General features: G+C 69.9%; 23 protein-coding genes. 14 read left to right on the top strand and 9 right to left on the bottom strand.

Annotated elements, in window-relative coordinates:
• Positions 1–801 (top strand): YdcF family protein, encoded by an 801-nt coding sequence (locus EP26_RS01555; RefSeq protein ID WP_052388667.1) that lies wholly within the window; start codon positions 1–3, stop codon positions 799–801.
• Positions 802–1,008: 207 nt separating this feature from the next.
• On the opposite strand, the gene EP26_RS34580 is transcribed toward EP26_RS01555, so the two are convergent.
• The gene (locus EP26_RS34580; protein WP_157033372.1) at positions 1,009–1,176 is read right to left on the bottom strand and encodes a hypothetical protein; all 168 of its coding nucleotides are present in this window, start codon (positions 1,174–1,176) and stop codon (positions 1,009–1,011) included.
• 234 nt (positions 1,177–1,410) lie between these two features.
• Between EP26_RS34580 and EP26_RS01560 the strand changes: the two genes are divergently transcribed.
• The 9 genes from EP26_RS01560 to EP26_RS01595 all read left to right on the top strand — a co-directional run bounded on the left by EP26_RS01560 (position 1,411) and on the right by EP26_RS01595 (position 13,638).
• On the top strand, positions 1,411–2,034 hold the full coding sequence (locus tag EP26_RS01560; RefSeq protein WP_084112263.1) for a sigma-70 family RNA polymerase sigma factor: 624 nt from the start codon (positions 1,411–1,413) through the stop codon (positions 2,032–2,034).
• A complete protein-coding gene (locus tag EP26_RS01565) occupies positions 2,031–2,456 on the top strand; it encodes a hypothetical protein (RefSeq protein WP_043334962.1) in 426 nt (141 codons plus the stop codon). The genes EP26_RS01560 and EP26_RS01565 overlap by 4 nt, the downstream gene beginning before the upstream one ends.
• Entirely contained in the window at positions 2,456–2,893 is a 438-nt protein-coding gene (locus EP26_RS31590) for a periplasmic heavy metal sensor (protein WP_052388668.1), read from the top strand. The genes EP26_RS01565 and EP26_RS31590 overlap by 1 nt, the downstream gene beginning before the upstream one ends.
• 2 nt (positions 2,894–2,895) lie before the next feature.
• Positions 2,896–4,335, top strand: a complete 1,440-nt coding sequence (locus tag EP26_RS01570; protein WP_052388669.1) for an efflux transporter outer membrane subunit — start codon at positions 2,896–2,898, stop codon at positions 4,333–4,335.
• Positions 4,336–4,424: 89 nt separating this feature from the next.
• A complete protein-coding gene (locus EP26_RS01575) occupies positions 4,425–5,699 on the top strand; it encodes an efflux RND transporter periplasmic adaptor subunit (protein WP_052388670.1) in 1,275 nt (424 codons plus the stop codon).
• A gap of 3 nt (positions 5,700–5,702) precedes the next feature.
• The gene (locus EP26_RS01580) at positions 5,703–8,855 is read left to right on the top strand and encodes an efflux RND transporter permease subunit (protein WP_052388671.1); all 3,153 of its coding nucleotides are present in this window, start codon (positions 5,703–5,705) and stop codon (positions 8,853–8,855) included.
• A gap of 4 nt (positions 8,856–8,859) precedes the next feature.
• Positions 8,860–11,955 (top strand): efflux RND transporter permease subunit, encoded by a 3,096-nt coding sequence (locus EP26_RS01585; protein WP_043334964.1) that lies wholly within the window; start codon positions 8,860–8,862, stop codon positions 11,953–11,955.
• Positions 11,956–12,009: 54 nt separating this feature from the next.
• Positions 12,010–12,597, top strand: a complete 588-nt coding sequence (gene folE / locus EP26_RS01590) for a GTP cyclohydrolase I FolE (RefSeq protein ID WP_043334966.1) — start codon at positions 12,010–12,012, stop codon at positions 12,595–12,597.
• Positions 12,598–12,663: 66 nt separating this feature from the next.
• A complete protein-coding gene (locus EP26_RS01595) occupies positions 12,664–13,638 on the top strand; it encodes a sensor histidine kinase (protein WP_052388672.1) in 975 nt (324 codons plus the stop codon).
• On the opposite strand, the gene EP26_RS01600 is transcribed toward EP26_RS01595, so the two are convergent.
• Together EP26_RS01600 and EP26_RS01605 are read right to left on the bottom strand one after the other, a co-directional pair.
• Positions 13,623–14,384 (bottom strand): DUF169 domain-containing protein, encoded by a 762-nt coding sequence (locus EP26_RS01600; RefSeq protein ID WP_043334970.1) that lies wholly within the window; start codon positions 14,382–14,384, stop codon positions 13,623–13,625. The two genes, EP26_RS01595 and EP26_RS01600, sit on opposite strands and share 16 nt — an antisense overlap.
• 126 nt (positions 14,385–14,510) lie before the next feature.
• Complete coding sequence (locus tag EP26_RS01605; RefSeq protein WP_052388673.1) at positions 14,511–16,595, bottom strand: TonB-dependent receptor; 2,085 nt, start codon at positions 16,593–16,595, stop codon at positions 14,511–14,513.
• Positions 16,596–16,731: 136 nt separating this feature from the next.
• On the opposite strand from EP26_RS01605, the gene EP26_RS01610 reads away from it, so the two are divergent.
• Entirely contained in the window at positions 16,732–17,970 is a 1,239-nt protein-coding gene (locus EP26_RS01610; protein ID WP_043334973.1) for a metal-dependent hydrolase family protein, read from the top strand.
• Here the strand turns inward: EP26_RS01610 and EP26_RS01615 are convergent.
• A complete protein-coding gene (locus tag EP26_RS01615; protein ID WP_043334975.1) occupies positions 17,967–18,278 on the bottom strand; it encodes a hypothetical protein in 312 nt (103 codons plus the stop codon). The genes EP26_RS01610 and EP26_RS01615 overlap by 4 nt on opposite strands.
• Before the next feature lie 68 nt (positions 18,279–18,346).
• Between EP26_RS01615 and EP26_RS34585 the strand changes: the two genes are divergently transcribed.
• Positions 18,347–18,499, top strand: coding sequence for a hypothetical protein (locus tag EP26_RS34585; RefSeq protein ID WP_157033374.1), 153 nt, complete (start codon positions 18,347–18,349; stop codon positions 18,497–18,499).
• A gap of 768 nt (positions 18,500–19,267) precedes the next feature.
• On the opposite strand, the gene EP26_RS01620 is transcribed toward EP26_RS34585, so the two are convergent.
• Positions 19,268–19,897 (bottom strand): glutathione S-transferase family protein, encoded by a 630-nt coding sequence (locus EP26_RS01620; protein WP_043334976.1) that lies wholly within the window; start codon positions 19,895–19,897, stop codon positions 19,268–19,270.
• Between the two features lie 178 nt (positions 19,898–20,075).
• Between EP26_RS01620 and EP26_RS01625 the strand changes: the two genes are divergently transcribed.
• Positions 20,076–20,390, top strand: coding sequence for a TM2 domain-containing protein (locus EP26_RS01625; RefSeq protein WP_211259349.1), 315 nt, complete (start codon positions 20,076–20,078; stop codon positions 20,388–20,390).
• Between the two features lie 69 nt (positions 20,391–20,459).
• On the opposite strand, the gene gatB is transcribed toward EP26_RS01625, so the two are convergent.
• Genes gatB through gatC form a run of 4 tightly spaced genes read right to left on the bottom strand, consistent with a single transcriptional unit; the run spans position 20,460 to position 24,045 of the window.
• On the bottom strand, positions 20,460–21,908 hold the full coding sequence (gene gatB / locus EP26_RS01630) for an Asp-tRNA(Asn)/Glu-tRNA(Gln) amidotransferase subunit GatB (protein WP_043335155.1): 1,449 nt from the start codon (positions 21,906–21,908) through the stop codon (positions 20,460–20,462).
• Positions 21,905–22,267, bottom strand: a complete 363-nt coding sequence (locus EP26_RS01635; protein ID WP_043334978.1) for a hypothetical protein — start codon at positions 22,265–22,267, stop codon at positions 21,905–21,907. The genes gatB and EP26_RS01635 overlap by 4 nt, the downstream gene beginning before the upstream one ends.
• 1 nt (position 22,268) lies before the next feature.
• Entirely contained in the window at positions 22,269–23,756 is a 1,488-nt protein-coding gene (gatA, locus tag EP26_RS01640; protein ID WP_043334982.1) for an Asp-tRNA(Asn)/Glu-tRNA(Gln) amidotransferase subunit GatA, read from the bottom strand.
• A 1-nt stretch (position 23,757) separates the two neighbouring features.
• Positions 23,758–24,045, bottom strand: a complete 288-nt coding sequence (gene gatC, locus EP26_RS01645) for an Asp-tRNA(Asn)/Glu-tRNA(Gln) amidotransferase subunit GatC (protein ID WP_043334985.1) — start codon at positions 24,043–24,045, stop codon at positions 23,758–23,760.
• A gap of 44 nt (positions 24,046–24,089) precedes the next feature.
• Between gatC and ruvX the strand changes: the two genes are divergently transcribed.
• On the top strand, positions 24,090–24,572 hold the full coding sequence (gene ruvX, locus EP26_RS01650; protein ID WP_043334988.1) for a Holliday junction resolvase RuvX: 483 nt from the start codon (positions 24,090–24,092) through the stop codon (positions 24,570–24,572).
• Positions 24,573–24,586 lie beyond the last annotated feature (14 nt).

Below are 24,586 nucleotides of genomic sequence, written 5' to 3' on the forward strand. Positions count from 1 at the left end.
GTGGAAGACGTGACCTACATCCTGTCGAAAGTGCTGTGGTTCCCGGCCCGGCCTGGCAATGCGGCGGTGCTGCTCATCGCCATCGGGCTCGCCGCATTATGGCGTGGCCGGCGCTGGGGCCGCTGGCCTGCGCTCGCCGGCCTCGGCTTCTTCGTCGCGCTGATGGCGCTGCCGCTGCACCAATGGGTCCAGGCCCCGCTCGAGGACCGCTTCGCCCGCCCGGCGCAGGAGCCGGCGCATATCGACGGCATCCTCGTGCTCGGCGGCGCCGTCGAGCAGAACCTGACCGAGGCGCGCGGCATCCCGGCCCTCAACGGCGCCGCGGAGCGGATGACGGAGCCCGTCGCCCTGCTGCGCCGCCACCCCGAGGCGCGGCTGGTCTTCACCGGCGGCCAGGGCTCCCTGGTGCATGGCGGCACGACGGAGGCGGATGTCGCGGCGCGGCTCTGGCACGACCTCGGCGTGCCGGCCGACCGGCTGGTGCTGGAGCGCGAGGCGCGCAACACCTGGGAAAACGCCACCCTCACCCTGAAGCTCCTGCAGCCGAAGCCCGGCGAGACCTGGCTGCTGATCACCTCGGCGAGCCACATGCCGCGATCGATGGGCGTCTTCCGCCGCGCCGGCTGGACCGGCATCATCCCCTGGCCGGTCAACTACCGCACCGGGCCGACGCTCGCCGCCCAGACCGACGCCTCCTTCCCCGACCGCCTGCGTGAGTTCGAATGGAGCGTCCGCGAATGGGTGGGGCTCGTCGCCTACCACCTCATGGGGCGGACGGTTGCCGTCTTCCCCGCGCCCTGAGCCTTGCCGCTTGCCACGCTGGCGGGATCACGGTATAGGAATATTCGCTCAAACCCCGCCGCGGCAGGGCGTTCCTCCAAGGTACCTAAATAGTTGAAATCCTCAAATCGAGCAGCGGTTCCGAAGGATTTCAACACCTTGGATACCAGCTACTTTAATTCCTGAGCGCAACTGCCCGGTCTCCATCCGTGGCCTTGTGGGGAGGTCCTAGCGGCGCCAGGCATGGACCAGCAAAGGCATCTGCGCCGGCTCGGCCTGCACCTCGGAGCGGCCGATATCCTCGCGGAGTTGCGCATCCCGCGGCTCGGCCGCGGACTCCAGCCAGCGCTGCCGCATCATCCCCCAAAGCCCGGCAGTCGCCTCCGTCGCCGTCATTCCTCGCTCCCCTTGGTCCCGTGCGATCGGCCCTTCATGCCGATGCAGGGTCCCGCGGCGATCCCGCTTCGTCGCGTCTGTCGCGGCGCCTGTCGCAACAGGCACGTTGCGTTGCTTGCCCGGACGGATTCCGATGCGCTAACCCCCGTCCATGAGGACTGAGCCTGAGCCGGTCGAGGGAGCACCGTGGGATGGCGGCTCGCGGGCCGTATCACCCGCCGAGACCCGATGCCCATGCTCCTCGCACTCCCTTTCCCCTGGGCCCTCCCGCGCCTCGCGCCCGGCGCCAGGCCGGCGCCGCGCCCGATGACCGACCCGGCATCGAGCGATGCGGCGCTGATGGCGCTCGCCGGCAACGGGGACCGCGCGGCGTTCAACCTGCTGGTCGGCCGGCATGGCGAGCGGGCGCTCCGCGTCGCGTTGCGCATCCTGGGCGATGCGGCGGAGGCCGAGGAGGTGGCGCAGGAGGCCTTCCTCCGCGCCTGGCAGGCGGCGGCCTCCTTCGACCCTGCCCGGGCGCGTTTCACCACTTGGCTGCATCGGATCGTCGTCAACCTGGCGATCGACCGCACTCGCCGCCGGGCCGGAGCGCCTTCAACCGGGTTGGAAGCAGCCGCGGAACTGGCCGATGCCGCCCCCGGACCGGAGGCGGATGCCGCCGCCGCCGAGGCGCGGGCGGCGCTCGCCGTGGCGCTCGGGGCGCTGCCGCCGCGCCAGCGCGCCGCCATCGCGCTGGCCTATGAGGAGGAGTTGAGCGGGGCCGAGGCGGCGGCCGCGCTGGAGGTTTCGGAACGCGCGCTGGAAGGCCTGCTGCGCCGGGCCCGGCAATTCCTGCGCAGCCGATTGGAGGGCTCATGAATACCGCCCACTTCGCGGAATTGCTCGATCGCCGCGGCCCGGCCCTCGCCCGTTGGCCCGAGGCAGATCGCGCCGCAGCCGCCGGCCTGCTCGCCGCCTCCGCCGAGGCACGGGCGCGGCTGGAGGCGGCGCTCGCCCTCGATACCCGGCTGCGACGCGACCTGGCGCAACCCGACCCGGCCGCGGTCGCGCGGCTGCAGGCCGGCATCGCCCGGCAAATCGCCCGCGCGCCGCTGCCGGACCGGCCGGGGCCCCTGCCCCGGCTGCTGGCCCTGCTGCGCCCCGCGGCTCCGGCCGGCTGGGGTGCGCTGGCCGCGATGGCCTGCTGCGCCCTCTGGCTGGGCCTCGCGCCGCCGCGCGCCGCACCGGAGGATCCCTTCGGTCCCTTGCAAACCTTGCCCCTCGCGGGAGATGCCTTTTGATGCGCCGACCCTCCGGCCGGACTCTCATCACCGCGCTCTGCGGTGCCTCGCTGGTGCTGAACCTCGTCTTCGCCGGGCTGCTCTGGTGGCGGCCCACGCCGCCGCCGCGCGGAGGGCGCGGCTTCGACCGCATGGTGGCGCGGATCGAGGCCAACCTGCCGGAGCCGGACCGGCCGCTCTTCCAGGCCGTCCTGGCGGCCGAGCGCCCCCGCTATGCCGGAAGCCTCGCCGCCATGCGCGCCGCCAGCGCCGAGGTCGATGCCGTGATGCGCCGCGACCCCTACGACCCCGTCGCACTGCGCGATGCGCTCGCCGTCTGGGCCGAGCGGATGGTCGCCTTCAACCGCGACTTCGGCGAGACGCTGGCCGAGGCGCTGGCCGCCGTCTCGCCCGAGGGCCGCGCCCAGATCGCCGCTGCGCGCCGGCCGGGCGGCTGAGCATGGCGCTTCCCTTCCTCCGCCGCGCGGCACCCGCCGCCGCGGCGCTGCTGCTCGGCGGCTGCTCCTCGCTCGGCGACTGGCTGACGGCACCCGGCACCTCCTCCGGCATCCCCCTGCCCGGGCGGATGACGGCAGCCGATGCAACGCAGCCGGTGCAATGGCCCGACCCGTACTGGTGGCGCGGCTTCGGCTCGCCCGAGCTCGACGGGCTGATGGCCGAGGCGATGGCGGCGAACAACGACATCGCCGGCGCCATCGCCCGCATCCGCCAGGCCGATGCGCAGATCCGCATCGCCGGCGCGACGCTGCTGCCGGCGATCGACCTGACGACGCGGGCGAACCGAACGCAGAGCGGCACCGCATCCTCCGCCTCCATCGCCGGCTTCGGCGGCGGCGGCAGCCGGGTGCGGGTCAGCTCCAACAACCAGCTCAGCCTCGCGGCCAGCTACGAGATCGACTTCTGGGGCAAGAACCGTGGCCAGGTGGAGGCAGCGCAGCAATCCGCCTCGGCCACCCGCTTCGATGCGGGAACGGTGACGATCACCACGCAGTCCTCGGTGGCGAACACCTATTTCGCCATGCTGGCGGCACAGGAGACGCTGGCGATCCAGCGGCAGAACCTCGACATCGCCCAGCGCGTCGCGCGGGTGATCCGCCAGCGCGTCGCGGTCGGCACGGCGACGGGGCTCGACCTCGCCCAGCAGGAGACGGTGGTGGCGCAGCAGCAGGCGCAGATCCCGCCGCTGGTGCAGCAGTTGGAGCAGAACCGCAACTCCCTCGGCACCCTCGTCGGCCGGCCGCCAGAGACGCTGAGGCTCGAGGGCGGCAGCTTCAACCGCCTCGACGTGCCGGCGGTGACGCCCGGCCTGCCGGCCGAGGTGCTGGCCCGGCGGCCCGACGTTCTCACCGCCGAGGCGACGCTGGCGGCGGCCAATGCCAATATCGTCGTCGCCCGGGCGCAGCTGCTGCCCTCCGTCACGCTGACCGGCTCGGGCGGCTTCGCCAGCCTCGCGCTCGAGAACCTGCTGCGGCCCGGCTCCGTCGTCTTCACCGTGGCGGCGGGGTTGGCCCAGCCCATCTTCCAGGGCGGGGCGCTGCACGGGCAGGTGGAACTGAACGAAGGCCGGGCGCAGGAGCTGCTGGCGCTCTACCGCGGCACCATCCTCGCCGCCCTGGTCGATGCCGAGAACGCCCTGGTCGCACTGCGCCAGACGACGGAGCAGGAAGCCCTGCAGGCCAATGCGGTGCGGATGGCCGAGCGCGCCTATGCGATCGGCGAGGCGCAGCTCCAGGCCGGGACCATCGACCTCGTCACGCTGCTCAACACCCAGCAGACGCTGTTCTCGGCGCGCACTTCCCTCGCCAATACCCGCCTCTCGCGGCTCCAGGCCGCTGTCGGGCTGTTCCGCGCGCTGGGCGGGGGGTGGAACGGCATCTGAGGTTGCAGTTCGTCACCCGAAGCCCCTCATGGGGAAGCCACTCTTCCGTCGTATCATCGAAATCCCTGCCGCGAGGTCCCTGAACCCACATGCGCCGCCCTCTCCTTCTCCTGCTCACCCTCGGGCTGATCGGCGGTGCCGGCGCGGGTGCCTGGTATTACTGGCAGCAGCCGGCCGAGGTGCAGGCCGGGCCGCGGCCCGGTGGCGGCCCGGGCCGGCCCGGCGGCCCGCGGGGCGGCGGGCCGGGCGTGCCGGTGACGGTCGCCGCGGCGCAGCGGCAGGACGTGCCGATCATGCTCGACGCCATCGGCACGGTGCAGGCCTACAACACCATCACCGTGCGGGCGCAGGTCGATGGCCAGCTCGTCGAAATCGCCTTCCAGGAAGGCCAGATGGTGAAGCAGGGCGACGTGCTGGCGCGCATCGACCCTCGCAGCTACCAGGCGGCGCTCGACCAGGCGGTTGCCAAGAAGGCGCAGGACGAGGCGCTGCTGGCCAATGCCCGGCTCGACCTGCAGCGCTACACGACGCTCGCCCGCAACGAGGGCGTCTCGCGCCAGCAACAGGACACGCAACGGGCGCAGGTCGCACAATACGAGGCGCTGGTCGCCGCCGACCAGGCCGCGATCGACAGCGCGCGGACGCAGCTCTCCTTCACCACCATCCGCTCGCCGATCAATGGCCGGGTCGGGCTGCGCCTGGTCGACCAGGGCAACCTGGTGCGCTCGGGGGATGCGACGGGCATCGTCACCGTCTCGCAGATGCAACCGATCGCCGTGACCTTCACCCTGCCGCAGCAGGAGCTGGGGCGGGTGCTGGAGGCGCTGGAACGCGGCGCGGTGCCGGTGCAGGCGCTGCGCTCGGCCAGCGGCGGCACGCCGCAGATCCAGGGCTCGCCGGCACCGTCCGGCGCGCATGGGCCGATCATGGGCGAGTTGCGGACGCTCGACAGCGCGGTCGATGCCTCGACCGGCACCATCAAGCTGAAGGCGGTCTTCGCCAATGAGGACATGCGGCTCTGGCCCGGCGCCTTCGTCAATGTCCGGCTGCGGATCGACACCGTGCCGGATGCGGTGACGGTGCCGCTGGTCGCGGTGCAGCGCGGGCCGGACGGTGCCTTCGCCTATGTGCTGAAGGGCGACCAGACGGTGGAGCAGCGCATGCTCCAGCTCGGCGTGCTGACGCCGGCCGAGGCGGTGGTGCGCCGCGGCGTCGAGGCCGGCGAGAAGGTCGTCACCTCCGGCGCGCTGCGGCTGAGCCCGGGCGCGACTGTCCTCGCCACCGAGGAGGCGGCGCCGGAGAATGCGCCCGGCCCCGGCCAGCGGCGCCTCCGCCCCCGGCAGGCGGCCGATGCGAGCCGCTGAGCGGTGAACATCTCCGCCCCCTTCATCGCACGGCCGATCGCCACCGTCCTGCTGGCGATCGCCGTGCTGCTCTGCGGCGGCTTCGGTTATCTGCGCCTACCGGTCTCGGCGCTGCCCGAGGTCGACTTCCCGACCATCGAGGTGACGACGAGCCTGCCCGGCGCCTCGCCGGAGACCGTGGCGGTGCTGGTCACTGCCTCGCTCGAGCGCCAGCTCGCGCTGATCGCCGGCCTCACCGACATCGTCTCGACCAGCGGGCCGGGGACGAGCCGCATCACCATGCAGTTCACCCTCGGCCGCAACATCGACGATGCGGCGCAGGACGTGCAGGCGGCGATCAACTCGGCCCGCGGCACGCTGCCCGCCAACCTGCCCTATCCGCCGACCTATGCGAAGGTGAACCCGGCCGACCCGCCGATCATCACCCTCGCGCTGACCTCCGACACGCTGCCCATGCAGCGTCTCGCCGATGCGGCCGATACGCTGCTCGGCCAGCGGCTGAGCCAGGTGAGCGGCGTCGGCCGCGTGCTGGTGCAGGGCAACATGCGCCCGGCCGTGCGCATCCAGGCGGACCCGGTGCGGCTGGCGGCCTATGGCCTGTCGCTGGAGGACGTGCGGACCGCGGTCGCCGCCGGCAACGTCAACACGCCGAAGGGCAGCGTCGACGGGCCGCGCCAGGCCAGCACCGTGATGGCGAACGACCAGATCGACCGGCCGGAAGCCTTCGCCAGCCTCATCATCGCCTGGCGCAACGGCGCCCCGGTGCGGCTGCGCGATGTCGGCACGGCAGTGCAGGACCTCGAGAACACGTTGACCGGCGCCTGGTACGATGGCGGCCCCGCCGTGCTGATCGACGTGCAGCGCCAGCCGGGGGCGAATATCGTCCAGACGGTCGCCGATATCCGCGAGCAGCTGCCGATGCTGGAGCGGGCGCTGCCGCAGGGGGCACGGCTGGCGGTCGTCGCCGACCGGACGGGGACGATCAAGGCCTCAGTGCACGACGTGCAGTTCACCTTGGCGCTCGCGGTGGTGCTGGTGATCGCGGTGATCTTCGTCTTCCTGCGCAGCCTGCGCGCCACCTTCATCCCAGGCGTAGCCCTGCCGCTCTCCATCATCGGTACCTTCGGGGTGATGGCGCTCTGCGGCTTCTCGCTCGACAACCTGTCGCTGATGGCGCTGACCATCGCCACGGGCTTTGTCGTGGACGATGCCATCGTCATGATCGAGAACATCGTCCGCCTGATCGAGGAGGGGAAGCGGCCGCTGGAGGCCGCCTATGAGGGCGCGCGGCAGATCGGCTTCACCGTCGTCTCGCTGACCGTCTCGCTGATCGCCGTCTTCATCCCGCTGCTCTTCATGCCGGGCGTCGTCGGGCGGCTGTTCCAGGAATTCGCGCTGACGCTGACCATTGCCGTGCTCGTGTCGATGGTGGTCTCCCTCACCCTGACGCCGATGATGTGCGGCTGGCTGCTGAAGCCGCATGCCGAGGCGCAGCCGGGCCGCCTGTCCCGTGCTACCGAACGCGTGCTCGATGCCTGCCGCGACGCCTATGGCCGCAGCCTGCACCGGGCGCTCCGCCATGAGGGGCTGATGCTGATCCTGGCGACGCTGACGGTCGCCGGCACCGTCTGGCTCTACGTCACTATGCCGAAGGGCTTCCTGCCACAGCAGGACACCGGGTTGCTGGTCGCCAATGTCGAGGCGCCCGACGACGTCTCCTTCAGCCGCATGTCCGCGCTCCAGCAGGAGGTGGCGGCGCTGATCCGGGAGGACCCGGACGTGACCGGCGTCGCCTCCGTCGTCGGCGCCGGCGTCGTCAATGCAGCGCAGAATACAGGGCGGATCAGCATCGTGCTGCGACCGCGCGAGGAGCGCGAGGCGGATGCCAAGGCGATCATCGCCCGGCTGCAGCCAAGGCTCGACGCGCTGCCGCAGGTGGTGGTGCATCTCCAGGCGGTGCAGGACATCCAGATCGGCTCCCGGCCTGGCAGCACCGCCTTCCAGTACACGCTGATGGACCCGGATGCGGCGGAGCTCGGCCGCTGGGCGCCGCTGCTGGAGCGGAAGCTCGCCAGCCTGCCGATACTGCGCGACATCGCCTCCGACCAGCGCGACGGCGGCGTGCGCGTCACGGTCGATGTGGATCGGGACAAGGCCGGGCGGCTTGGCGTCACCATGCAGGCGGTGGACGACGTTCTCTACGACGCCTTCGGCCAGCGCCAGATCAGCACGATCTACGCCCAGAACAATCAGTACCGCGTGGTGCTGGAGGCCGATCCTGCCATCCGCGATGACCCGGACAAGATCGGCCTGCTGCGCATACCGGCAACCGCCGGGCAGCAGACCACGGCGCAGGGGACGCCCGCGACCAGCACAGGCACGGTGCAGGTGCCGCTGTCGGAGCTGGCGCGGATCGGCCGCGCGGCGGGGCCGCTGACGGTGACGAAGCAGGGGCAGTTCCCGGCCGTGACCATCGGCTTCGACCTCGCACCGGGCGCCTCGCTCGGCGAGGCCATCGCGGCGATCCGCGCGGCCGAGGCCGAGATCGGCATGCCGGACACCATCGTCGGCCGCTTCGCCGGCGATGCGGCGGAGTTCCAGCGGTCGCTCGCCGGCGAGCCCTGGCTGATCCTCGCCGCCATCGTCGTCATCTATATCGTGCTCGGCGTGCTCTACGAGAGCGTGATCCACCCGATCACCATCCTCTCGACGCTGCCCTCGGCCGGCATCGGGGCGCTGCTGGCGCTCAGGCTTTGCGGGCTCGACCTCTCCGTGGTGGGGCTGATCGGCATCGTTTTGCTGATGGGCATCGTCAAGAAGAACGCGATCATGATGATCGACTTCGCACTCGAGGCGCAGCGCGACCATGGCAAGGCGCCGCGCGAAGCGATCATCGAGGCCTCGATCCTCCGCTTCCGCCCGATCATGATGACGACGCTGGCGGCGCTGCTCGGCGCCCTGCCGCTGGTGCTGGAGAGCGGCACGGGCTCGGAGCTGCGGCTGCCGCTCGGCGTCTCGGTGATCGGCGGGCTGCTGCTGAGCCAGGTCATCACCCTCTACACCACGCCAGTGATCTACCTGGCGATGGAGACGCTGCGCGACCACGCCGTGCGGCTTGTGCGACCGCGCCCGCGCGTGCCGCAGCCGGCGGAATAGGCACGTGTCGATCTCCGAGCCCTTCATCCACCGGCCGATCGCGACAGCATTGCTCGCCATCGGCATCGCGCTGGCGGGCATCGTCTCCTATTTCGCGCTCCCCGTCGCGCCGCTGCCGAGCGTCGACCTGCCGACCATCGTCATCGGCGCCGGGCAGCCGGGGGCGGACCCGGCGACCATGGCCTCCTCCGTCGCGGCGCCGCTGGAGCGGAGGCTCGGCGCCATCGCGGGCGTGACGGAGATGACCTCCACCTCCTCGCTCGGCGCCACCTCCATCGTCGTGCAATTCGACCTCTCCCGCAGCGTCGAGGGCGCGGCGCGGGACGTGCAGGCGGCGATCAACGCGGCGGGCAGCGACCTGCCGGCGGGACTCGCCATCCCGCCCTATTTCCGCAAGGCCAATCCGGGCGACGCGCCGGTGCTCATCATGTCGCTCGGTGCCGATACGGTGACGCCGGGCCAGGTCTACGACGCGGCCGACAGCCTGGTCGCGCCGCGCATCGCCCAGGTGCCGGGCGTCGCGCAGGTGCTGATCGCGGGCGCCGAGCAGCCGGCGGTGCGCGTCACGGTCGATCCCGCGGCGGCCAGGGCGGCCAGGGTGGGGCTCGAGGACATACGCCGGGCGATCGCCAACAACAACGTCACCCAGGCGACGGGGCTGATCGACGGCTCGCAGCAATCCGCCGCCATCGTCGTCAACGACCGGCTGAACACGCCGGAGGAGTTTGCCGGGATCACGCTGAAATCGGCGAACGGCGCCCTCGTCCGCATCTCCTCCGTCGCCCGCGTCGCGCTCGACGTGCGGGACAGGCGGCAGGGCGGCTCGGTCGATGGCCGGCCGGCGGTGCTGATGATCATCTTCAAGCAGCCGGACGCCAATGTCATTGAGGTGGTGGACGGCATCCAGCGCCTGCTGCCGGAGGTGGAGCGCTGGCTGCCGGGCGGCGTGCGCATCACCACCATCCGCGACCGGTCGGAGACGATCCGCGCCAGCGTGCATGAGGTGCAGCTGACGCTGCTGATCTCGATCGCCCTCGTCATCCTGGTCGTGGCGCTCTTCCTCGGGCGGACCTCGGCCGTCGCGGCGGCGGGCGCTTCGGTGCCGCTCTCGCTGCTCGGCACGCTGGTGGTGATGTGGCTGGTCGGCTACTCGCTCGACAACCTCTCGCTCATGGCGCTCACCATCTCGGTCGGCTTCGTGGTGGACGACGCCATCGTCATGATCGAGAACATGGCGCGGCTGATGGAGCGCGGCATGAAGCCGCTGGAGGCGGCGCTCGTGGGCGCGCGGCAGATCGGCTTCACCGTCGTCTCGATCACCGTCTCGCTCATCGCCGTTTTCATCCCGCTGCTCTTCATGGGCGGCATCGTAGGGCGGCTGTTCCGGGAATTCTCGGCGACGCTCGCCATCGCCGTCGCCATCTCGGGCGTCATCTCCCTCACCCTGACGCCGATGATGGCAGCGTGGCTGGCGCGCAGCGGGCCGCACCGGCCGGGGCTCGTGATCCGCCTCGTCGATGCGGGGATGGAGCGGATGACGCGTGGCTATCTCTGGTCGCTGCGGCATGTGCTGCGCTTCCGGCGGATCATGCTGGTGTTCACCCTCGCGCTGATCGGGCTGACGGTCTGGCTTTATGTCATTGTCCCCAAGGGCTTCTTTCCCGACCAGGATACCGGCCTCATCATCGGCACGACGCGGGCGCCGCCGGATACCTCCTTCCAGACGATGCAGGTGCTGCAGGAACGGGTGGTGCAGGTGCTGATGCGCGACCCGGCTGTGGCCAGCATCGCCTCCCAGGTCGGCGGCGGCGGGGGCAATTCGTCGGGCAACCAGGGGCGCATCTTCCTCAGCCTGAAGCCGCTGGCGGAGCGGGACAATGTCTCTGCGGCCCAGGTGATCGACCGGCTGCGGAGGCCGCTGAACGGCATCCCCGGCATGCAAACCTTCCTCCGCGCCGTGCAGGACATCAGCCTTGGCGGGCGGGCGGGGAACGCGCAGTTCCAGTTCGTGCTGCTCTCGCCGGACCTGGAAGGGCTGGAGGCCTGGTCGGAGGTGCTGGTGCAGAGGCTGCGCACCGTCCCGGGCATCACCGACGTCTCCTCCGACCAGCAGCGCGCCGGGCTCGTCACGCGGCTGGAGATCGACCGGGATGCGGCGGCACGGCTCGGCGTCAGCGTCTCGGCCATTGCCTCGGCGCTGAACAGCGGCTTCGCGCAACGCCAGGTCTCGATCATCTATCGCGCCCGCAACCAGTACCGCGTGGTGCTGGAGCTGGAGCCGGGGCTACAGCAATTCCCCGAGCAGGTGGACGATGTCTATGTGCCGGGCGCAGGCGGAACGCAGGTGCCGCTGTCGAGCCTCGTGCGGTTGAGCCGGACGACGGCACCACTGGCGGTGACGCATCAGGGGCAGTATCCGGCGGCCACGATCACCTTCAACCTTGGCGAAGGGATGTCGATCGGCCAGGCGGCGGAAGCGGTGCAGCGGGCGGCGCAGGAAGCCGGGCTGCCGGATGGGATGCGGACGGAATTCGCCGGCAATGCCAAGGCCTTCCAGTCCTTCGCCCGCGACCAGCCGCTGCTGATCCTGGCGGCGCTGTTGACCATCTATATCGTGCTCGGCGTGCTCTACGAGCACCTGCTGCACCCGATCACCATCCTCTCGACCCTGCCGACGGCGGGCATCGGCGCGTTGCTGGCGCTGCTGGTGACGGACACGCCCTTCACCGTCATCGCCCTGATCGGCGTGATCCTGCTGATGGGCATCGTGAAGAAGAACGCCATCATGATGGTGGACTTCGCCCTGGAGCATGAGCGGAGCGAAGGGATCGGCGGGATGGAGGCGATCATGGCGGCCTGCCGGGAACGCTTCCGGCCGATCCTGATGACGACGCTGGCCGCCGTCTTCGGCGCGGTGCCGCTGGCCATGGCCACGGGGGCCGGGTCGGAGCTGCGGCACCCGCTCGGCATCACCATCATCGGCGGGCTGCTGCTGTCGCAGCTGCTGACGCTCTATACCACGCCGGTGGTCTACCTGGCGCTCGACGGGGTGGGGCGGCGGAAGCGGCAAAGCGTGGCGGTGGCGGCGCCGGCGGAGTAGAGAGGGCGCTTCGGTGCCGGGCGCGGCCCGCATCGCAACCGCCGGAGGTACACCATGTCCATCCCCCCCGAGCGCCCAAGCCGGGCCGAGGCCGAGGATGCCGTTCGCACCCTGATCCGCTGGGCCTGCGACGACCCGACGCGGGAGGGGCTGCTCGACACCCCTGCCCGGGTCACCCGCGCCTATGAGGAGCTCTTCTCCGGCTACCAGGTCGACCCGGTGGCGCTGCTGGAGCGGACCTTCGACGAGGTCGAGGGATATGACGAGATTGTCCTGCTCAAGAACATCCGCCTTGAGAGCTATTGCGAGCACCACATGGTGCCCATCATCGGCCATTGCCATGTCGCCTACCTTCCGGACCGCCGCGTCGTCGGCATCAGCAAGCTGGCACGGGTGGTGGAGGCCTATGGCAAGCGGCTTCAGATTCAGGAGAAGCTGACGGCGCAGATCGCCAACACCATCGACAAGGTGCTGCAGCCGCGGGGCGTCGCCGTCATCATCGAGAGCGCGCACCAGTGCATGACGACGCGCGGGGTGCACCAGACGGGCGTGACGATGGTTACCAGCCGGATGCTGGGCGCCTTCCGCGACAATCCCGATACCCGTCGCGAATTGCTGTCCCTGATCCAGTCCCCCTCCTGAGCCGAGGCGCTGGCGCTGGGCGTGTCGGCGACCTAGGCTCATGCGCCCTTGCGAAGGAAACCAGGAATGCCCGAAGGCGATGCCCGGTTCCGCCTTCTCGCCGACAATGCGCCGGTCATGGTCTGGCGCGCGGACCCAAGCAAGGCCTGCGATTTTGTCAACAGGCCTTGGCTCGATTTCACCGGCCGGACGGTGGAGCAGGAGCTTGGCTTCGGCTGGGCCGAAGGCGTTCATCCCGACGATTTCGACCGCTGCCTCACGATCTACACGGAGGCTTTCGACGCACGGCGCCCGTTCAGCATGCAATACCGCCTGCGCCGGCATGACGGGGCCTGGCGCTGGCTGCTGGACAATGGCAGGCCCTACGAGATTGCCGGCCGCTTTGCCGGTTATTTCGGATCCTGCATCGACGTCACCGAGATGAAGCAGGCGCTCGACCAGCGGGACGAGCTGGTGGCGGAGCTGACCCATCGCATCAAGAACACCCTCGCCGTGGTGGCCGCCATGGCGGAGCAGACGCGGCGCAATTCCCGCAGCGCCGAGGAATTCCACCCGAATTTCCTCGGCCGGCTGCATGCGCTGTCGCGCGCCCATGACGCCCTGTTCCGTCAGGGCTGGACCGGAACCACCCTCGAGCTGGTCGCACGGGAGGCGTTGGCCCCGCATATCGAGCCGGGGCGGATCAGCATCGCCGGGCCCGATGTCACGTTGCCGGCCAACGGGGCCGTGGCGCTCGGCATCGCCTTGCATGAGCTGGCGACCAATGCGGTGAAGCATGGCGCCCTCTCCACCGATGCGGGGCGGGTCAGGCTCTTTTGGGGCGAGGCGGAGACGGATGGCGAGGGCCAGGCCTGGCACCTGCTCCGCTGGGAGGAGAGCGGCGGGCCGCCGGTGCAGGGCCGCCCCGGCCGCCGCGGCATGGGGACCCGGCTGCTGGAGGGCGGCCTCGCCGGACAGATCCGCGGGGCGGTGACGCTGGACTTCGCCCCCGGCGGGGTGCGTTGCACCATGCGGCTGCCGGCCACTCAGGGCTTGGCGTAGCTGACGCCCATCCCGGCCGAAGGGTCGTTCTGGATACCGTAGGGCGGGATTGGGTAGCGGAGACCGTTCTTCGCCAGGGCCTTCATGCCATCGACGGCGCTTCGCAGGTCGGCCGGCTTGAGTGCCATCAGCATCTCCTCGTCGGGGACGCCGCCATAGCGGCGCTCGGCATAGCAGGGGAGAGAGAGGCTCGGCTCGCCGGTCTTCAACGCACGGCCCCAGCTATCGGCGCAGGCGCTCTCACCGGCAACGCTCCATTCAAACTTCCGGTAGTTGCGATACTGCAAGCCGTTGATGAGGATGATCATCTGGCCGGGCGTCGCATAGACCAGGGCGATGTCGGGATCGGGGATGCGGCCGGACTCGAGGGGGCTGACCGCCATCGCCTGGTAGCGGCCGTGGGGGACGACATCGAGGGCCTCCTGCCGGGCCTGGGCGTCCTCCTGGGTGCCGTGCCAGATGCCGACATATTTCTCGCCGCGGCGCCATTCCTCGTCCTGTGGGCCGAGGCCGATGACGGCGCGGCATTGCGAGCCGACCAGGTCCTCGCCGGTGATGCCGACAGTCCAGCCGAGGCGGGAGGCCATGCTGACGATCTGGTCGGTGGCGTGGACCGTCTTCGGGCGGCGGATGCGGGGGATGGCCTCCATCTCGGCGACGGTCTCGTACATCTTCATGCCGATGACGGTGGTTCTTAGGCGCAGCAGCGCATTAAGCTCGGCGACAAGGGCTGGCAGGTCCAGCATCGGCGTTTCTCCCCTTTGTGCCGGGCAGAATAGCCCGCCGCCGGCCCGCCCCCAAACCCAGACCGGTCCAGGCCGGGTTCCGGCCTGGCGAGGGGAGCTTGAGGGGAGCAGCGCTCCCCTCAACCGCTAGATCGCCCGCGACAACCCGGCGAAGAACCCCCGCCGCATCCCGTATTGCGGCGCCCCGACGCCGATGCCCGTTCCGTCGCGCAGCTGGTAGCCGCGGTCAAAGAGGTTGATCACGTCGAAGCGCAGCGTCCAGGCGCCGCCATCCGGCTGGGTCAGGCGCTGCGACACGCCGAGATTGACGGTGAGATAGGGCGTCATCACCTCGCTATTGGCGAAGCCCTTCCGCATACCGCTCCCATAGACGAGGGAGCCGGACAGGGTACCGCCTTCCCAGGCCTCGTAGGCGGCGCCGGCCGACCCGGTAAGAAGCTGGTCATGGTCGGTGCGGACCCATTTCCGGCGGATTTGGGCGAGTTCGTCCGGAGACCAAAAATACTGGTTGGAGACGAGGCCCCTCCCCTCCGAGCGCGAGATGGAAAGGTTGCCGTAGAGCCGCCAGGGCCCCTGGCGCCAATCGGCCGTCAGCTCCGTGCCGTAGACCCGGCCGCGGCGGTAGTTGTAGGGCGAGAAGACATAGGCGCGGCCGAACTGCCCGAGATCCTGCATGTCCTCGACTGAGCGGCCATAGGCCTCGATGCCGAGAGTCAGGCTCTCGGTCACTCGACGGCGGAGTCCGAGATTGAGGTAGTGAGCGCGTTCGGGCTGGACCGGGTCGGCCTGCTGGGTCGCGGGTTGCAGGGTGGTGCCGCGGTAGCGGGCGATGTCGATGGTGCCGACCAGCTCCGCCGGCGGCGGGGTGAAGTAGCGGGCATAGCCGAGGGCGATGGTGGTGTCCTCATCCGGCGTCCAGACCAGGTTGGCGCGCGGGCTGAATTGCGAGGCCTCGACGATGCCGGAGACGATGTCGAACCTCCCGCCGGCATTGAGCGTGACGCGGTCGGTGATGCGCCACTCATCCTGCACATAGACGCCGAACAGGGTCTGCCGGACGCGGCCAGCTTCGCGCAGGTTGAAGGGGGCGTCGAAGGCCTGGCCGAAGCCATCGAGCGGCAGCAGCGTGCTGTCGGTCACGCTGCGCGTGGTGTCCTGGGAGAGGAAAAAGCCGGCGCGCAGCGTGTGCTCGGGATGGAGCCGCCATGCGGCATCGCCCTGGGTGCCGTAGGAGAGGCTCTCGCGCCCCACCGTGCTCGCCGCACCGTCGAAGAGCAGGTCGCCGAGCCCATCCGGCCGGTAGCGGATGGAGGAGCGGCGAATGAAGGCCGAAAGCTGCAGATCCGCATCGCCGATGCTGTGCTGGCCGGCGAGGATGGCGAAGCTGTTGCGCTGCACCTGCCGCGCGCGGAGGTCGGCGCTGTCGAAGGCGGATTGCCCGTAGGCGGTGAAGTCCGGGCGCAGCCCCGGCGTGTTCGGCACCTGATAGGTGGAATACATGCTGCCGGCGATGAGCGAGATGCGGCTGCGGTCGCCGACCGGCACGGCGGCATGGATCAGGCCCCGAAGCTGGTTGGTGCGGTTGTGGATGCCATCCGGCCCCGGCGTCGGGTTCTCGAAGCCGCGGTCGCTGCGGAAGCCGGAGAGGGTGCCGAAATACTCGACCGGCCCGGCGCTGCCGCCATAGCTGGCGCTCGGCTGGATGGTGCCAAAGCTGCCGCCATAGACGCCCAGGCTGCCACCCGGATCCTCGCGCCCGGAGCGGAGCTGCATATCGACCACGCCCGCCGTGCGGTAGCCGAATTGCGCCGGCAGCGCGCCAGTGATGAGCGAGACGCTGCGCAGCGCCCGTGCGTCGAAGAGCTGGTTGAAGCCGCTGATCGCCTCCGGCAGCAGCACGCCGTTGACGCGGTACTGCAGGTTGCGGTGGTCGCCGCGGACATGCAGGTCGCCGAAGGCCTCCTGCACCACACCCGGCGCCTGGAGCAACACGTCGGTCAGGCGGGCATTCTCGCCGCCGGGCAGCTTCTGGATGGTCTCGCGGTCGATCTCGTAGCGGCTGGCGCCGAGGCTCGGAGCGATGGCGTTGCGCGCCACGTCGAGGCTGCGCGACTGCACGACGAGGTCGGGCAGCTCGAAGGCCGGCTCCTCCGCCCGCGCCGCATCGGCGAGGAGGAGTGAAACAACTGCGACAACTCGATAGCTGTTCATCTCTGCATCATCCACGGCTATTGATATGTTCAGGTATTTATTATTTAATTTCAGTATGTTATAGTGAGACGTCGGGGTGGATGGCGCAAGCCGGCGCAATGCGCGATGCTCATGCCGAAGATCGACGAGGCGCCCCATGACCGGCACGCTGTTCCGCAATTTCCGCCTGTTCGATGGTCTCGCCGGCCAGCTTGCCGAAGGGATGGAGCTGCTGGTCGAGGGCGAGCGGATCAAGGAACTCGCCGACCGTCCGATCGCCAGCACCGCGGCGCGCGTCGTTGATTGCGGCGGGCGGACGCTGATGCCGGGGCTGATCGACGCGCATGTGCACGCTTACGGCAGCGAGGCCGATCTCGGCCGGCTGGAGCGGCTGCCGCGCAGCCTCCAGGCCCTGCAGGCGGCCGAGCGGCTACGGCAGTCGCTACAGCGCGGCTTCACCACCATCCGCGATGCGGGCGGCGCCGATTGGGGCCTCGCCATCGCCTGCGAGACGGGGCTGATCGCTGGGCCGCGGCTGTTCTATCCGGGCCGGGCGCTGTCGCCGACCGGCGGTCATGGCGACATGCGGCCGAACACCATGCTCGACCAGTTCTGCGGCTGCTGCGCGCCCACCATGGCGCTAGGCGTCATCGCCGATGGCGTGGACGAGGTGCGGAAGGCGGTGCGGGGCGAGCTGAAGCGCGGGGCGCATGCCATCAAGATCATGGCGAGCGGCGGCGTCGCCTCGCCCTCGGACCCGATCTACGCCCTGCAATACAGCGACGAGGAGATCGCCTGCGCGGTCTGGGAGGCGAAGGCCTGGCGCAGCTATGTCCTCGCCCATGCCTATACGCCGGAGAGCATCCATCGCGCGGTGCGGCTCGGCGTGCGCTCGATCGAGCATGCCAATCTGATCGATGCGGAGACGGCGGCCTTCATGGCGGAGCGCGGCGCCTTCGCCGTCCCGACCCTCGTCACCTATGACGCGCTGGAGGAGGAAGGGCCGGCGCTCGGCCTGCCGAAGGAGAGCATGGCGAAGCTCGCCAGCGTGAAGGATGCGGGGCTCGGCAGCCTCGAGATCCTGGCCCGCGCCGGGGTGCGGATGGCGCTCGGGACCGACCTGCTCGGCGCCATGCACCGGCGGCAATCGGATGAGTTCGTCATCCGGCGCCAGGTGCTGCCGGCGGCGGATGTGCTGCGGAGCGCGACGAGCGTGGCGGCGGCGCTGCTCAACCAGGAGGGCGCGCTCGGCGTGGTGGCACCGGGGGCGTTGGCGGACCTGATCCTCGTCGATGGCGACCCGCTGGCCGATATCGGCGTGCTCACCGGCCAGGGCGAGCGCATCCCCTTCGTCATGAAGGGCGGAGCGACGATGATCGACCGGCTGGGCGCCTAACGAACCAGGCGCAGCGTACCCGAGGAGGGAATCTCCCCCGCCGATTTCTGCAGGTTGAGGAGCTGGGTAGTCAGCGCCAGCACCCGGAGCGTCTGGTCCTCCGCCTCGTCCTGCTGTGCCACGTACCAGCGCGTGCCGCCGTAATCGGCGGCGAGCCACGGGCGGGCGGGCGGCTGCTGCCAGAGGCGGAAGAGCCTCGGCCTGGCCTGGCCTGGCCTGGCCGCCGCCCGGTTGGGGGATGGAGACGTGGTAGGCGATGCCCCCTTCCTCCCGCCTCTGAACGGCGCCGAGATAGTGTAGGATTTCATCCACCGACCGCAGATACCAGGCGAGGCCCTGCGGCGCGGCGCGGCGCGGCGCGGCCAGCCTGGATGGCGTGGTCGGCCACCTCATCGGCATTGCAGGGGTCGCCTTCCTGGGTGATGGGGGATATCTGCGGCGGCTCGTTGCCGAGGGCGAGGGCATGAAGGGCGGCGAGGAGCCGGGGCGGCCGGGCACGCAGATCACCAACTGGTTCACAGCGCGGTAGAGCTGCCATCCCTCCCCGGCCCGGCGCAGTGTGATGCCGGGCTCCTTCAGCATGCTGAGGCGGTCGGGCGCCGTCGCCTCTGCCCGGTTGAGCGGCGAGCCGAGCGGGATCAGGCGGGTATAGCCGTTGAAGCGGAGCCGGCCGAAGCGGGTCAGCCGGTCGACCATGGCCTGGAAGGGATCGCAGGGCGGCTTGGCCTCGATGCCGGCCGAGGCGCAGGCGGCCTCGGCTTCCAGGTCCAGCGCCTGGCGGCGGGCAGGGTCGTTGGTGACGATACGGCCGCCGGGCCCCTCGTCGAATTTGGAGACGAGCAAATAGAGCAGCACCTGGTCCGGCAGGCCCTGGTCGGAGAGCAGGCGGAGCAGCACCGGGTCGATCGGCCGCAGCAGGCCGCGGGCGAATTCCTGCCGGTCGAGCGGGCCGATGTCGAAGCTCGGATTGGTCGAGGCCAGCAGCGCCGGCTGGGCGAGGCCGGTCGACTGGCTGAGGTCGTAGCCGAAGCCGGCGGAGAGGGTGAAGGCGCCATGGATGGCGCCGATGGTCGAGAAATGCAGCGGCGCCTGGTCCCGCGCGCGCAGCACGTTGATCACCAGCAGCGTATCCGTCGCCGCCTGCATGGTGCCGTTATAGGCGATGCTGTTCTCGGCGATGCTCCCGCCGAGGGAGCAGGCGGCGAGGCCGGGCAGCAGGGCGAGGGCGAGCAGGCGGAGGCGAAGGCTCATCCGCCCAGCATGCCCGAGCCGCCCCGCCTGGCGAGTGAAACCGCGTTCAGCCGAGATGGACCTCGAAACCCTTGGCGGTCGCCGGCCGGGCCATCATCCGCCCATACCACGCGGCGACGTTCGGCAGGTCGTCGAAGGGGACCTGATGCCGCTCATGCCGCCAGGTCCAGCCGAGGATGGCGAAATCGGCGATGCTCGGCTCGCCCTCGGTCGCCACGTAGTCGCGCCCGGCCAGGCGCCGGTCGAGCACGCCGTAGAGGCGCTTCGTCTCGGTGTGGTAGCGGTTGAAGCCGTAGTCCTTGGCCGGACCGTCGGGCTGCATCAGGAAGTGGTGGACCTGGCCAGGCATGGGGCCGAATCCGCCCATCTGCCACATCAGCCATTCCAGCACAGGCACCCGGGCGCGCAGGTCGCGGGGCATGAATTTCCCCGTCTTCTCGGCGAGGTAGATAAGAATCGCGCCGCTCTCGAAGACGGTGATGGGTTGGCCGCCCGGCCCGTCCTGATCGATGATCGCCGGGATGCGGTTGTTCGGGCTGAAGGCGAGGAAGGCTGGGTCGAATTGTTCACCCTTGGTGATGTTCACGGTCTTCACCGTGTAGGGCAGGCCCATTTCCTCAAGCGCGACGCTGATCTTGCGGCCGTTCGGCGTGTTCCAGGTATGCAACTTGATCATGGTGCTCCGTCCCGAATGCGTTGGAGCAAGCCTAACCGAGGCCGAAAGGGCTGGCGAGCGGCGGCGCAGTGTTGCACCGGCGCCACCTGTGACCACGAACCCGCGCGCGGAACATTGTAGCCGCTTCCCATTGCCTGGGACATGCCGCAACCTGTGCGTGCAGGACCGGCCAGGGGAAATGGTGGCGGCCCTGCGCTTTGGGGGAATGGTTTTCATGCTGGCAATGACGCTTCCGGCTGCGCGCCGAAAGTCGGTGACGCTCGCCTATCTGATCTGGGCCGTTTTCGGCCTGTTCGGCCTGCACCGCTTCTATCTGGGCCGGAACCTCTCGGCTGCGGGCATGGCCGCCATCACCGTGCTCTCTGTTCCGCTGATCTGGAGCGGCCTTGGCCTGCTCGGCTTCGTTGCCACCAGCACCTGGGCCCTGGCCGATGCCGTGCTCATCCCGGGCATGGCGAAGGAGCTCAACGCGGCGGTAGCTGCTTCTCCCTGAGGCAAGGCGGCGCCCTTTCCCCCCGAGGGCGCCACTCAAACTCAAGTAGAGAAGGGTTGTAACCCCTTCTCAGGCCAGCTTCTGCTTCAGCACCTCATTGACCAGGGCCGGGTTGCCCTTGCCCTGCATCGCCTTCATCACCTGGCCGACGAAGAAGCCGAAGAGCTTGTCCTTGCCGCTGCGGTACTCCGCGACCTTGTCGGCATTGGCTTCCATCACCCGGGCGATCGCCGCCTCGATGGCGCCGGTATCGACCACCTGACGCAGGCCGCGCGCATCGACGATGGCGCCCGGCCGCTCGCCGGTCTCGAACATGATCGCCAACACGTCCTTGGCGATCTTCCCGTTGATGGTCTTGTCGGCGATCAGGTCCAGCAGCTCGCCGAGGGCCGCGGCGCTGACCGGGCTCTCCTCCACGCCGAGGCCGGTGCGGTTCAGGGCGGCGAAGAAGTCGCCGGTCACCCAATTCGCCACGGTCTTGGCGTCGCGCCCCTTGGCCACGGCTTCGAAGAAGGCGGCCGTCTCCCGCTCCAGCGTCAGCACATGGGCGTCGTAGGGCGAGAGGCCCATGGCGACGTAGCGGGCGCGACGCTCGTCCGGCAGCTCGGGCAGCGAGGCCTTCAGGCTCTCGACCCAATCGGCCTCCAGCACCAGCGGCGGCAGGTCCGGGTCGGGGAAGTAGCGGTAGTCATGCGCATCCTCCTTGGAGCGCATGCTGCGGGTGACGCCGCGGCCGGTATCGAACAGCCGGGTCTCCTGCTCGACCGCGCCGCCCTCCTCCCAGACCTCGATCTGGCGCCGCGCCTCGGCCTCCACCGCCTGCATGACGAAGCGGATGGAGTTGACGTTCTTCACCTCGCAGCGGGTACGGAACCCCTCCCCCGGCTTGCGGACGGAGACGTTGACGTCGGCCCGCATGGAGCCCTCGTCCATGTTGCCGTCGCAGGTGCCGAGATAGCGGAGGATCTGCCGCAGCTTGGTGAGATAGGCCCCCGCCTCCTCCGGCGAGCGCATGTCGGGCTCGGAGACGATCTCCATCAGCGCGACGCCGGAGCGGTTCAGGTCGATGAAGGACTTGCTCGGATGCTGGTCGTGCAGCGACTTGCCGGCATCCTGCTCAAGATGCAGCCGGGTGATGTCGATTTGCTTGGTGCTGCCATCGGCCAGCGTGATCTCGACGGTGCCGGTGCCGACGATCGGGTGGGCAAACTGGCTGATCTGGTAGCCCTGCGGCAGGTCGGCATAGAAGTAGTTCTTCCGGTCGAAGCGCGACCAGAGATGGATCTCCGCCTTCAGCCCGAGCCCGGTGCGCACCGCCTGGGCCACGCATTCCTGGTTGATGACGGGCAGCATGCCGGGGAAGCCGGCATCGACGAAGGAGACCTGGCTGTTCGGCGCGGCGCCGAATTCGGTGGCGGCGCCGCTGAACAGCTTGGCCTGCGAAGTGACCTGGGCATGGACCTCGAGGCCGATGACGACTTCCCAGGGGCCCGTGCGGCCCTCGATCACATAGGTCATGCGCTTGCCGTCCTTGCGCCCCAACCGAAGGTCAGGCGCTGCTGTTCACGGAGGAATGCCTCCCGGTCCTCGACGATGCCGAAGCCAAGCCGCCTCGCACAATTGGCGAAACCGGACAGGGATTGCGGGTCGAGCGTGCCGGTCTGCAGATTATCCTGGTTGACGACGATGGCCGAGACCATGGCGCCCGCGTCCTGCAGCATCTTGCCGCAGACGCCCTCCAGATGAGGCCGCATCTGGCTGCGAACGGACATGCTCCACGGCACGTCGCTCGCCCGGGCGATCTGGCCATAGCTGATGAAGCGGCGCCCAGCCGCGGCGGCGTGGATCGCCTCGATGCTGCGGTCCATGTCGAGCATGCTAGGCACCCGCCCGCAGACGCGGCAAGGCAGTGAAATTCGCCGCCTGCTCGATCGCCGTACCGACGGCGAAGACCGTCTCCTCGTCGAAGGCCTTCCCGATCACCTGCAGGCCGAGCGGAAGGCCCTGCGCATCCAGCCCGGCCGGCACGGCGAGGCCCGGCAGGCCGGCGAGGTTCGCCGTCACGGTGAAGACGTCGTTGAGGTACATCTTCACTGGGTCGTCCTGCTTCTCATCCATGCCGAAGGCGGCGGAGGGCGTGGCCGGGGTGACGATGGCGTCGACCTTCGCAAAAGCCTCGTCGAAGTCGCGCTTGATGAGGGCGCGGATCTTCTGCGCCTTCAGGTAATAGGCGTCGTAATAGCCGGCGCTCAGCACATAGGTGCCGATCAGGATGCGCCGACGGACCTCGGCGCCGAAGCCCTGCGCCCGCGTCCGTTCATAGAGGTCGCGCAGGTCGCTGCCCGGTTCCGTGACGCGCAGGCCGAAGCGCACGCCGTCATAGCGGGCGAGGTTGGAGGAGGCCTCGGCCGGGGCGACGATGTAGTAGGTCGGCAGCGCGTACTGCGTGTGCGGCAGGCTGATCTCGACCATCTCCGCCCCCTGCGCGCGCAGCCAGGCGAGGCCCTGTTCCCAAAGCGCCTCGATCTCGGGCGGCGTGCCCTCCAGTCGGTACTCCTTCGGCACGCCGATGCGCAGACCCTTCACGCCGCGGGCGCAGGCGGCGGCGAAGTCGGGCACCGGCATGTCGGCGCTGGTGCTGTCCTTCGGGTCGAAGCCCGCCATGGACTTCAGCAGGATGGCGCAATCCTCGACGGTGCGGGCGACGGGCCCCGCCTGGTCGAGCGAGGAGGCGAAGGCGACGATGCCGAAGCGGCTGCAACGGCCATAGGTCGGCTTGATGCCGGCGATGCCGCAGAAGGCGGCCGGTTGGCGGATGGAGCCGCCGGTATCCGTTGCCGTCGCGCCGAGCGCCAACCGCGCCGCGACGGCGGCCGCAGAGCCGCCGGAGGAGCCGCCGGGCACCAGCCGCGTGTCCGGGTCGTTGGCGCGTGACCAGGGGTTCTCAACCGGCCCGGAGGCGCTGGTGGTGTTCGACGACCCCATGGCGAATTCGTCGAGATTCGCCTTGCCGAGGAAGACCGCACCGTCCCTGAGCAGGTTGCCGGATACTGTGCTCTCATAGGGTGGGGTGAAATTGCCGAGGATGCGGCTGCCGGCCGTGGTCAGCGTCCCCGCCGTGCAGAACAGGTCCTTGATGGCGAGCGGCACGCCCTCGAGCGGACCGGTGACGCCCTCCTTGCGCCGCGCATCGCTGGCGCGGGCCTGCTCCAGCGCCTGTTCGCCGGTGACGGTGATATAGGCGTTGAGCCGCGGGTTCAGCGCCGCGATCGCGTCGAGATGCGCAGTCGTCAGCTCGACCGAGCTGATGACGCCCTCGTTCAGGGCGTCGATGGCGCCGCGTAGGGTGAAGTCGGTCGGGTGCATCTTATTCCACCACCTTGGGGACGCCGAAATACTCGCCCTGACGGTCGGGCGCATTGGCGAGGATCTTGTCCGCGATGCCGCCATCGGTGACGGCATCCGGCCGCGGGCGGAGCGCGACGGCGCCGCCACCGGCCATCGGCTCCACGCCCTCGGTATTCACAGCCTGCAGTTGCTCGATCCAGCCAAGGATGCCGTTCAGCTCCGCCTGGGCCTGGGCGAGCTCGCCCTCCTCCAGCCGGATGCGGGCCAGGGCGGCGATGCGGCGGACCGTCGCGATATCGAGGGACATGGGCCATTCCAGTCTGCACGAGAGAGGGGGCTATAAGGCCCCGCATGGCGCTCTTCAACCTGACCGACCTCCGATCGGCCCTTCCCCGAGGGCAACGCCTGCTCGGGCTCGACCCGGGGAGCAAGCTGGTCGGCCTCGCCCTGTCCGATGCCTCGCTGCTGCTGGCCAGCCCCTATGGCAGCCTGAAGCGGGGGAAGCTTGCCACCAATGCCGCGGAACTGCGGGCGATCGTTGCGAAGGAGGGGGTGGGCGGGCTGGTCGCCGGCCTGCCGCTCTCCATGGATGGCAGCTTCGGGCCGGCAGCGCAGGCGGCGAAGGACTGGGCCATGGCGGTGGCGGCAGCGGTCGGCCTGCCGGTCGCCATGTGGGACGAGCGGCTGTCGAGCGCGGCGGTGAACCGGATGATGGTCGAGGCCGATCTCAGCCGGGCGAAGCGGGCTGCGGCGGTGGATGCGGCGGCGGCCGCCTATATGCTGCAGGCGGCCTTGGATGCCAGCCGCCCCGCCGCTAGTGTCCCGCCGACCTGAGAGCGGCGAGTCCT

It is taken from the genome of Belnapia moabensis DSM 16746 (genome assembly GCF_000745835.1).
In the GTDB taxonomy this organism is placed as follows: domain Bacteria; phylum Pseudomonadota; class Alphaproteobacteria; order Acetobacterales; family Acetobacteraceae; genus Belnapia; species Belnapia moabensis.

What these genes read in the sequence shown, in the direction of transcription:
- EP26_RS34580 (WP_157033372.1), bottom strand. Translation starts at nt 1,176, where the DNA reads ATGACGGCGACGGAGGCGACTGCCGGGCTTTGGGGGATGATGCGGCAG.
- EP26_RS01560 (WP_084112263.1), top strand. Translation starts at nt 1,411, where the DNA reads ATGCTCCTCGCACTCCCTTTCCCCTGGGCCCTCCCGCGCCTCGCGCCC.
- EP26_RS01565 (WP_043334962.1), top strand. Translation starts at nt 2,031, where the DNA reads ATGAATACCGCCCACTTCGCGGAATTGCTCGATCGCCGCGGCCCGGCC.
- EP26_RS31590 (WP_052388668.1), top strand. Translation starts at nt 2,456, where the DNA reads ATGCGCCGACCCTCCGGCCGGACTCTCATCACCGCGCTCTGCGGTGCC.
- EP26_RS01570 (WP_052388669.1), top strand. Translation starts at nt 2,896, where the DNA reads ATGGCGCTTCCCTTCCTCCGCCGCGCGGCACCCGCCGCCGCGGCGCTG.
- EP26_RS01575 (WP_052388670.1), top strand. Translation starts at nt 4,425, where the DNA reads ATGCGCCGCCCTCTCCTTCTCCTGCTCACCCTCGGGCTGATCGGCGGT.
- folE (WP_043334966.1), top strand. Translation starts at nt 12,010, where the DNA reads ATGTCCATCCCCCCCGAGCGCCCAAGCCGGGCCGAGGCCGAGGATGCC.
- EP26_RS01595 (WP_052388672.1), top strand. Translation starts at nt 12,664, where the DNA reads ATGCCCGAAGGCGATGCCCGGTTCCGCCTTCTCGCCGACAATGCGCCG.
- EP26_RS01600 (WP_043334970.1), bottom strand. Translation starts at nt 14,384, where the DNA reads ATGCTGGACCTGCCAGCCCTTGTCGCCGAGCTTAATGCGCTGCTGCGC.
- EP26_RS01605 (WP_052388673.1), bottom strand. Translation starts at nt 16,595, where the DNA reads ATGAACAGCTATCGAGTTGTCGCAGTTGTTTCACTCCTCCTCGCCGAT.
- EP26_RS01610 (WP_043334973.1), top strand. Translation starts at nt 16,732, where the DNA reads ATGACCGGCACGCTGTTCCGCAATTTCCGCCTGTTCGATGGTCTCGCC.
- EP26_RS01615 (WP_043334975.1), bottom strand. Translation starts at nt 18,278, where the DNA reads ATGAAATCCTACACTATCTCGGCGCCGTTCAGAGGCGGGAGGAAGGGG.
- EP26_RS01620 (WP_043334976.1), bottom strand. Translation starts at nt 19,897, where the DNA reads ATGATCAAGTTGCATACCTGGAACACGCCGAACGGCCGCAAGATCAGC.
- EP26_RS01625 (WP_211259349.1), top strand. Translation starts at nt 20,076, where the DNA reads ATGGTGGCGGCCCTGCGCTTTGGGGGAATGGTTTTCATGCTGGCAATG.
- gatB (WP_043335155.1), bottom strand. Translation starts at nt 21,908, where the DNA reads ATGACCTATGTGATCGAGGGCCGCACGGGCCCCTGGGAAGTCGTCATC.
- EP26_RS01635 (WP_043334978.1), bottom strand. Translation starts at nt 22,267, where the DNA reads ATGCTCGACATGGACCGCAGCATCGAGGCGATCCACGCCGCCGCGGCT.
- gatA (WP_043334982.1), bottom strand. Translation starts at nt 23,756, where the DNA reads ATGCACCCGACCGACTTCACCCTACGCGGCGCCATCGACGCCCTGAAC.
- gatC (WP_043334985.1), bottom strand. Translation starts at nt 24,045, where the DNA reads ATGTCCCTCGATATCGCGACGGTCCGCCGCATCGCCGCCCTGGCCCGC.
- ruvX (WP_043334988.1), top strand. Translation starts at nt 24,090, where the DNA reads ATGGCGCTCTTCAACCTGACCGACCTCCGATCGGCCCTTCCCCGAGGG.